Source organism: Arenibaculum sp. (assembly GCF_035998295.1).
Classification (GTDB): Bacteria; Pseudomonadota; Alphaproteobacteria; order Azospirillales; family Azospirillaceae; genus DASYHS01.
The window spans coordinates 22,500-29,002 of the sequence record NZ_DASYHS010000284.1; the positions used below are offsets into that span (position 1 = coordinate 22,500).

General features: G+C 68.2%; 7 protein-coding genes. 1 reads left to right on the plus strand and 6 read right to left on the minus strand.

Annotated features, from left to right (window positions below; translation table 11 throughout):
* Positions 1-31: 31 nt before the first annotated feature.
* The 6 genes from VGO20_RS27105 to VGO20_RS27130 all read right to left on the minus strand — a co-directional run bounded on the left by VGO20_RS27105 (position 32) and on the right by VGO20_RS27130 (position 6,132).
* Positions 32-529: a YciE/YciF ferroxidase family protein gene (locus tag VGO20_RS27105; protein WP_327505534.1), complete on the minus strand. Its 498-nt coding sequence runs from the start codon at positions 527-529 to the stop codon at positions 32-34.
* A 65-nt stretch (positions 530-594) separates the two neighbouring features.
* On the minus strand, positions 595-1,509 hold the full coding sequence (locus VGO20_RS27110) for a cytochrome c oxidase assembly protein (RefSeq protein ID WP_327505535.1): 915 nt from the start codon (positions 1,507-1,509) through the stop codon (positions 595-597).
* Complete coding sequence (locus VGO20_RS27115; RefSeq protein ID WP_327505536.1) at positions 1,500-1,877, minus strand: hypothetical protein; 378 nt, start codon at positions 1,875-1,877, stop codon at positions 1,500-1,502. Before VGO20_RS27115 ends, VGO20_RS27110 begins: the two co-directional genes overlap by 10 nt.
* 1 nt (position 1,878) lies before the next feature.
* A complete protein-coding gene (ctaD, locus tag VGO20_RS27120; protein WP_327505537.1) occupies positions 1,879-4,404 on the minus strand; it encodes a cytochrome c oxidase subunit I in 2,526 nt (841 codons plus the stop codon).
* A complete protein-coding gene (gene coxB / locus VGO20_RS27125; RefSeq protein WP_327505538.1) occupies positions 4,401-5,387 on the minus strand; it encodes a cytochrome c oxidase subunit II in 987 nt (328 codons plus the stop codon). The genes ctaD and coxB overlap by 4 nt, the downstream gene beginning before the upstream one ends.
* 232 nt (positions 5,388-5,619) lie before the next feature.
* The gene (locus tag VGO20_RS27130) at positions 5,620-6,132 is read right to left on the minus strand and encodes a YciE/YciF ferroxidase family protein (RefSeq protein ID WP_327505539.1); all 513 of its coding nucleotides are present in this window, start codon (positions 6,130-6,132) and stop codon (positions 5,620-5,622) included.
* Positions 6,133-6,287: 155 nt separating this feature from the next.
* Here VGO20_RS27130 and VGO20_RS27135 point away from each other — a divergent pair.
* On the plus strand, positions 6,288-6,503 hold a 216-nt coding region (locus VGO20_RS27135; protein ID WP_327505540.1), incomplete at its 3' end, for a DUF805 domain-containing protein.

Below are 6,503 nucleotides of genomic sequence, written 5' to 3' on the forward strand. Positions count from 1 at the left end.
TGCCGCCGCGCTCCGCTTCCCCGCAGCGGGGTCAGGCGGCCTTGATCGCCTTCTTGTTGACGTCGTCGATCGCGAGACGGTTCAGCTTCTCGTCGGTCGCGCGCTCCTCCTTCAGCGTCTCCTCGAGGAGGTTGGCGACGTCGCGCTCGCCGATCGCCTGGGCATAGGCGTGGACCGTGCCGTAGGAGGCGATCTCGTAGTGCTCGACCTTCTGGGCAGCGGCGATCAGGGCGGCGTCCTTCAGCTCGGGCGGAAAGTCCTTCTCCATGATGTCGCGCGCTTCCTCGACCAGGCCCTCCATCGCGTGGCAGAGCTTGCCGCGCGCGCGGGTCTCCAGCTTCTCGAACACCTGCTCGAGGCGGGCGATCTGGCCTTCGGTCTCTTCCTTGTGAGCCTCGAACGCCTGCTTCAGCTTCTGGTTGCTGGCCGCGCGGGCGAGGCGGGGGAGCGCCTTGGTGAGCTGCTTCTCGGCGTTGTAGATGTCGCGCAGCTCCTCGATCAGGAGATCCTTCATCGTGCCGTTCTTCATCGTGGTGCTCCTAGGTGACATCGCATTGACCGGATTCATCCGGTCGCCCGCGCACCAACAGCGCCTCAGGCGAGCGGTTCCCGCTCGAGCCTGCGCAGCCACAGGCCGACCAGGATCACGCCCGTCACCAGATGGACGGTACCGGCGGGTATCCACATGATCAGGCCGGCGAGCTGCTGGTCGTCGAGCGCCGAGATGCCCCACAGCGTCGCCGCGTCCCCGTAGCTCGGATAGAGCTGGCGGGGCGCGAAGGTCAGCAGCGCTCCGAGCAGGCCGCCGGCGACCACCGTGACCAGCGTCCAGAAGGCGGCCAGCGGCCGTCCCATTGGGCCGTGACGCCCGCTGTGGATCACCGCCCACCAGAACAGCAGCGCGGTGCCGAGGAAACACACGTGCTCGATCGTGTGGACGAGGTCGTCGAAGCGTGCCGCCTCGAACGCACCCGGCGCGTGCCATCCCCAGAGCGCAACCATCTGCAGCAGGGTCGCGACCGACGGCAGGGTCAGGAAGGCGAGCGGGCCGGCGAGGGGGCGGGCGGCCAGCACTCCGGCGACCTTGCCGCGCCATGGGGCGGGCAGGGCCCACAGCATCGGCGCCAGCGGTGCTCCCAGGATCAGCAGCGGCGGGGCGACGACGGCCAGGAGCATGTGCTGGATCATGTGGGCGGAGAACAGCGTCTCGCCCAGCGCGTCGAACGGCCAGACCAGAGCCAGCACCAGCATCGCCTCTCCGGCGGCGAAGGACGCGACCCTCGCGACGGAGATGCCGCGCCCGACCCCGGCGCGCCGCCACAGCCGGGCGACGCCCCGCCCGTAGAGCCAGTGCAGCGCCAGCAGGGGCACGACGACCCAGGGATCGACCGACCAGGCCGCCCACAGATCGCCGGGGCCCAGCAGCGTGAAGCCGTGCGCCCGCGCGTCCGCCGGCGGCAGCAGCAGGAACGCCGCTGCCGGGAGCGCCGCGCGGCGCATCACCCGCATGCCGGCAGCATCAGGAGCGGGATACCCTCGTAGACCACGCCGATCGCCGACAGCACGCACAGCAGCAGCGCCACGAGCGAGAAGAACTGGTGGCGCGAGAGCAGCGGGTCGTCCGTCCGCTCGGGCCCGCCCGCCCTCCGGTACCGCCCCCAGGCGAGCCAGCCGAGCCAGCCGATCACGGCGACCGCCAGCAGCGTGGCGATCACCATCAGCGAGTTAACGATGCTGGTCCCCAGGAAGGTGACGTCGGCGAAGCGGAAGGCGCAGGCAACGGCCGTGAAGACGTAGATCAGCAGGAAGTGGACCGTCCAGACCAGCGGTCCGCCGACCATGCCGACGAGGCTGTCGCGGGGGATCACCCGTCCCATGTCAGGCCACCTGCGGGAACAGGTGCATCACCGCCAGCGAGGCGAGCGTCACCGCGGTGGTGAAATGCCAGAACAGCTCGCTGTTCAGCAGGGTCTGGTAGCGTTCGGCGTCGATCCTGCCGGCCAGTCCGCGCGCGGCGCAGTAGGCCGTCATGATCAGGCTGATCGCGACGTGGAAGCCGGTCCAGGAAACCATCATCCAGAGGACGGCTCCATAGGCGTTCTCCGTCGGCCCCAGGCCCGCCATGCGGAGCGTCTGCGCCATCAGGAGCGCACCGGCCGCGAACGATGCCGCGTTCACCAGGAGAAGGAGCTGGTAGAGGCCATGCCGGCCCCGTCGGTTCGCATGCACGCTGAGACGGGCCGCGGCGCTGCCCAGGAGCATGGCGACCGCGCAAGCCGCCGCCACCGCCATCTCTCCCCCTTCGAAGCGCGGCGGCGGGAACTCCGGAGAGGCGGTCCATATGAAGAAATACGAGAAGACCAGCGAGAGATACGCCGTACCGTCGAAGATCAGCAGCAGCGCCATGCCCCAGAAGGAATGCGTGTTGGGGCCGTTGAGATGGATGGGCAGCGTCTCGCCGCAGCCGACGTCGTACCGGTTCGGGCTCGGGCGATCCTCCGTGCCCCAGAGCCAGACGACCGAGCAGATGAGCAGGCAGCCCATCAGCAAGCCGGCGATCCACCACAGCTTGAAGATGGCGACCCCGAACGAAGCGGCGGTGAAGAAGGCCGCGATCATGGGCAGCCAGGTCGGGTGGGGCAGGCGGACAACCTGTTCGGGGCGGGACGCCACGGTGCTGGAGCGGATCGTCTCCCGGTGGCCGGAACGGGCATCGGGCAGGTACCATTCGCCGCGGCGCACGGATTCCACCAGGTCCGGGTTGTCCCACAGGGGGTAATGGCTCTTGATCACGGGCACGCTGCGCAGGCCGTAATTGACCGAGGGCGTCGGGGTCAGCCATTCCAGCGTGCCGGCGTTCCAGGGGTTGAACCCCGCCTTCGGTCCGCGCCGGCGATGCCACCAGGAATCGAACAGGACGACGGCCACGCCGGCGGCCAGCATGAAGGCGCCGACCGTGGCGGTCAGGTTGTACCAGTCCCAGCCGAAGCCGGCGGGATAGGTGTAGACGCGGCGCGGCATGCCCATCAGGCCGACGATGTGCATCGGGAAGAACGTGACGTTGAAGCCGACGAACATCAGGCCGAACGCCCAGCGCCCGAGCCGTTCCGACATCAGGCGGCCCGTCGCCAGCGGCATCCAGTAGTAGAGCCCCGCGAACAGCGGGAAGACCATGCCCCCGATCAGCACGTAGTGGAGATGCGCGACGACGAAATAGGAGTCATGGACCTGCCAGTCGAAAGGCACCGAGGCCACCATCACGCCGGTAAGCCCGCCGAGCACGAAGATGAAGAGGAAGCCCAGGATGAAGAGCATCGGCGTCTTCAGGATCGGCCGGCCGTTCAGCAACGTGGCGATCCAGCAGAAGACCTGGATGCCGCTCGGGATCGCCACCGCCATGCTGGCGGCGGAGAAGAAGCTGAGGGACAGGGTGGGAATGCCCGTCGCGTACATGTGGTGCACCCACAGCCCGAAGCTGATGAAACCCGTTCCCACCGCCGCCAGCACGACCCAGCTGTAGCCGAACAGCGGCTTCTGGACGAAGGTGGGCAGCACGGTCGAGACGATGCCCGCCGCGGGCAGGAAGATGATGTAGACCTCGGGATGGCCGAACAGCCAGAACAGGTGCTGCCACAGCAGCGGGTCGCCGCCGCGCTCGACGTCGAAGAAGGGCCAGTGGAAGGCGCGCTCCATCTCGAGCAGGAGGTCGCCCAGCACCAGCGGCGGAAAGCCGAACAGGACCATGAAGCCGAACACCAGCATGTACCAGGCGTAGATCGGCATGCGGTCCGGCGACATGCCGGGCGGACGGAACTTCAGGACGCCGACGATGATCTCGATCGAGGCCGCGACCGCCGACACCTCGACGAAGCCGATGCCGAGCAGCCAGAAATCCGCGTTGACCCCCGGGGAATACTCCGGGCCGGACAGCGGCACGTACATGAACCAGCCGGAATTGGGCGCAAGGCCGAAGAACAGGCTGCTCAACGCCATCAGGCCGCCAAACAGGTAGGCCCAGTACCCGTAGGAGGACAGGCGCGGGAAGGGCAGGTCGCGGGCCCCGAGCATGTTGGGGAGCACGTAGACCGCGATCGCCTCCATGATCGGCACGGCGAAGAGGAACATCATCGTCGTGCCGTGCATCGTGAACAGCTGGTTGTACAGCTCGTGGGAGATCAGGTCGTTCTCCGGCACGGCAAGCTGCGCACGGATCATCAGCGCCATGATCCCGGCCGCGACGAAGAAGAACAGGCCGGTGATGATGTACCAGCGCCCGACGTCGGTGTTGTTGATCTCCTTGTACCCGGACAGGCCCTTCGGCTGCGCCCATACCCTGCGGAGCTGGTCCAGGCCCGGGTCGGCACCCTCCGGCGGCGCGTCTTCGCCCTTCTTCAGCGCCGTCATTCCAGGCTCTCCAACCAGGCCGCGAGGGCGCGCAGGGTCGGCCCGTCCAGGTGCTCGAACGAGGGCATGAAGTTGTCGGGCTTGAGGTGCTGTGCGCTGACGATCCAGCCGCCGAACGCACCGACGGTATTGTCGAGGCGGCCGGCCGCGATAGAGGGACGGGACCCGACATGGGTCAGGTCGGGGCCGAGGTCGCCGTCCGCCCCCTCCAGGCCGCGCACCCTGTGGCAGGCGCCGCAGCCGTAGGCGACGAAGGCTTCGCGGCCGGCGGCGAGCATGGGCGTCGGCGGCTCCGGTGCCGGCCGGCGCTGCAGCTCCAGCCACTCCTCGAACTCGGCGGGCTCGTGGGCGACGAAATGGAAGGCCATCCAGGCGTGCTGGTCGCCGCAGAACTCCGCGCACTGGCCGCGCATCACGCCGGCCTCGCGGGGCGTGAACACGATGCGGTTCACGTGGCCGGGGATCAGGTCCATCTTGCCGTGCAGGTTCGGGACCCAGAAGCTGTGGATCACGTCCGCCGTCGTGAGCGCCACTTCCACGGGACGGCCGACCGGCGCGCGGATTTCGTTCGCAGTGACGAACTCCAGCTCGCCGCTCTCGTCGAGATAGCGGACCTCCCACCACCACATGTGGCCGATCACCTCCACGCGCAGCGCGTCTTGCGCGGGTGGCCGGGTCACCGCATTGCTGACCGAAATCGAGTAGACGAGCAGGATCGCGAGCGTGACCGCCGGGAAGACGAGGCCACCCCAGAGGACCAGATGATCGCCCGTCAGGCGGCGCGTGCGGTCCGGATCGGCGAACAGCGCGTACAGCACGAGGCCCATGACGGCGACGAAAATCACCGCGCCGCCCGTGAACAGGACCATGCTCAGCGTTTCGATCGCATCGGCTTCGGGACTGCGAGGCCGCAAAACACTCTGGTCGCCGCTACAGGCCGCGAGCGCAAGAGGCAGCAGCGGGAGATACCGGCATCTCGGCATGTCTGCGATCAGCCGCTGGAACCGGCCAGGACGACCGGTCACGGTGCCGGGACCGTTGGGGCAGGGGCGGCGCGAGGCAATCTGTCCTCCGGGAACCTGATGCGGGTGGCGGCGTTCGACGCCGCAAGCGGAACATCCCTGCTGCGCCTAGGTTCCCGGAACCGATGACGGCCGGGAGGACGGGGGCGAGGCCCGGGGCCTCGCCGCCACCTGCCTCCCGGCCGGCGATCGGTCAGCGCTTGGCCGCGCTCGTGCCCGCCGTCTCCAGCATACCCAGGTAGCGTTTGGTCACTATCGGGAGCTGCTGGTCGAGCCAGGAGGCCATCGCCTCCTCTTCGCGGAGGCTCTCCTCGCACAGGCGCTTGACTTCCATCTCGCCGCAGGCCTCGGCAGCCGCGATCAGGACACGGTAGTTGGCGATCTCGAACCGCTCAAAGCTCGCCTCGCCGATGGCGTTCTTGACCACCTCGTCGCTGGCGGTGCTGCCGAGCAGCGACTGCATCATCCCGCTCGCCCGCGCCAAGCCGGTCTTCACGGCCGAAGTGTCGGCGCCGAGCCGGCCGAGGCAGTCTTCCAGGCGCTGGACCTGGCCCCTGGTCTCCGCGATGTGACGGTCGATCTGAGCCTTGAGCTCGGGATAGTGCTCCAGGCGCCCGGAATGGGCCTCCATCATGTCGATCGCCTGCTTTTCCATGCCATGGGCATCGCGCAGCCAGTCGACGAGGGTTTCGCGCATGTCGGCCATTTTGCTCTCCATATGAATCTGGACGCGCAAACCAACAGGGCGGACGCGGATCCGTCGCGGGCATATCGGGATGGCGGCTTGTTCAGGGCCGGCCGGAACCCCATAGCAGAGGTCGCGGCATCCGCTGCGGCCGGGTGGAGGCACGTGAGGACGGCATGAGCATGGGGGCGTTTCTGTTTTCGGTTCGAGGCCGGATCAACCGGGAACCGTTCTGGCTTTTCATGCTGGCTCTCCTGTCCGCATCGCTCGCGGTCGGGAGGTTGGCGGAAGTGCTGGACGCGCCGGTCCTGCCGTTGCTTTTCGACTTGGCCATGCTGTGGCCCGCCATCGCCGTCTCGGCCAAGCGTTGGCACGACCGCGACAAGAGCGCG

Bases quoted from the DNA above. Each gene is read 5' to 3' on its own strand.
- ctaD (WP_327505537.1), bottom strand. From the start codon at position 4,404: ATGACGGCGCTGAAGAAGGGCGAAGACGCGCCGCCGGAGGGTGCCGAC.
- coxB (WP_327505538.1), bottom strand. From the start codon at position 5,387: ATGCCGAGATGCCGGTATCTCCCGCTGCTGCCTCTTGCGCTCGCGGCC.
- VGO20_RS27130 (WP_327505539.1), bottom strand. From the start codon at position 6,132: ATGGCCGACATGCGCGAAACCCTCGTCGACTGGCTGCGCGATGCCCAT.
- VGO20_RS27115 (WP_327505536.1), bottom strand. From the start codon at position 1,877: ATGGGACGGGTGATCCCCCGCGACAGCCTCGTCGGCATGGTCGGCGGA.
- VGO20_RS27105 (WP_327505534.1), bottom strand. From the start codon at position 529: ATGAAGAACGGCACGATGAAGGATCTCCTGATCGAGGAGCTGCGCGAC.
- VGO20_RS27110 (WP_327505535.1), bottom strand. From the start codon at position 1,509: ATGCGGGTGATGCGCCGCGCGGCGCTCCCGGCAGCGGCGTTCCTGCTG.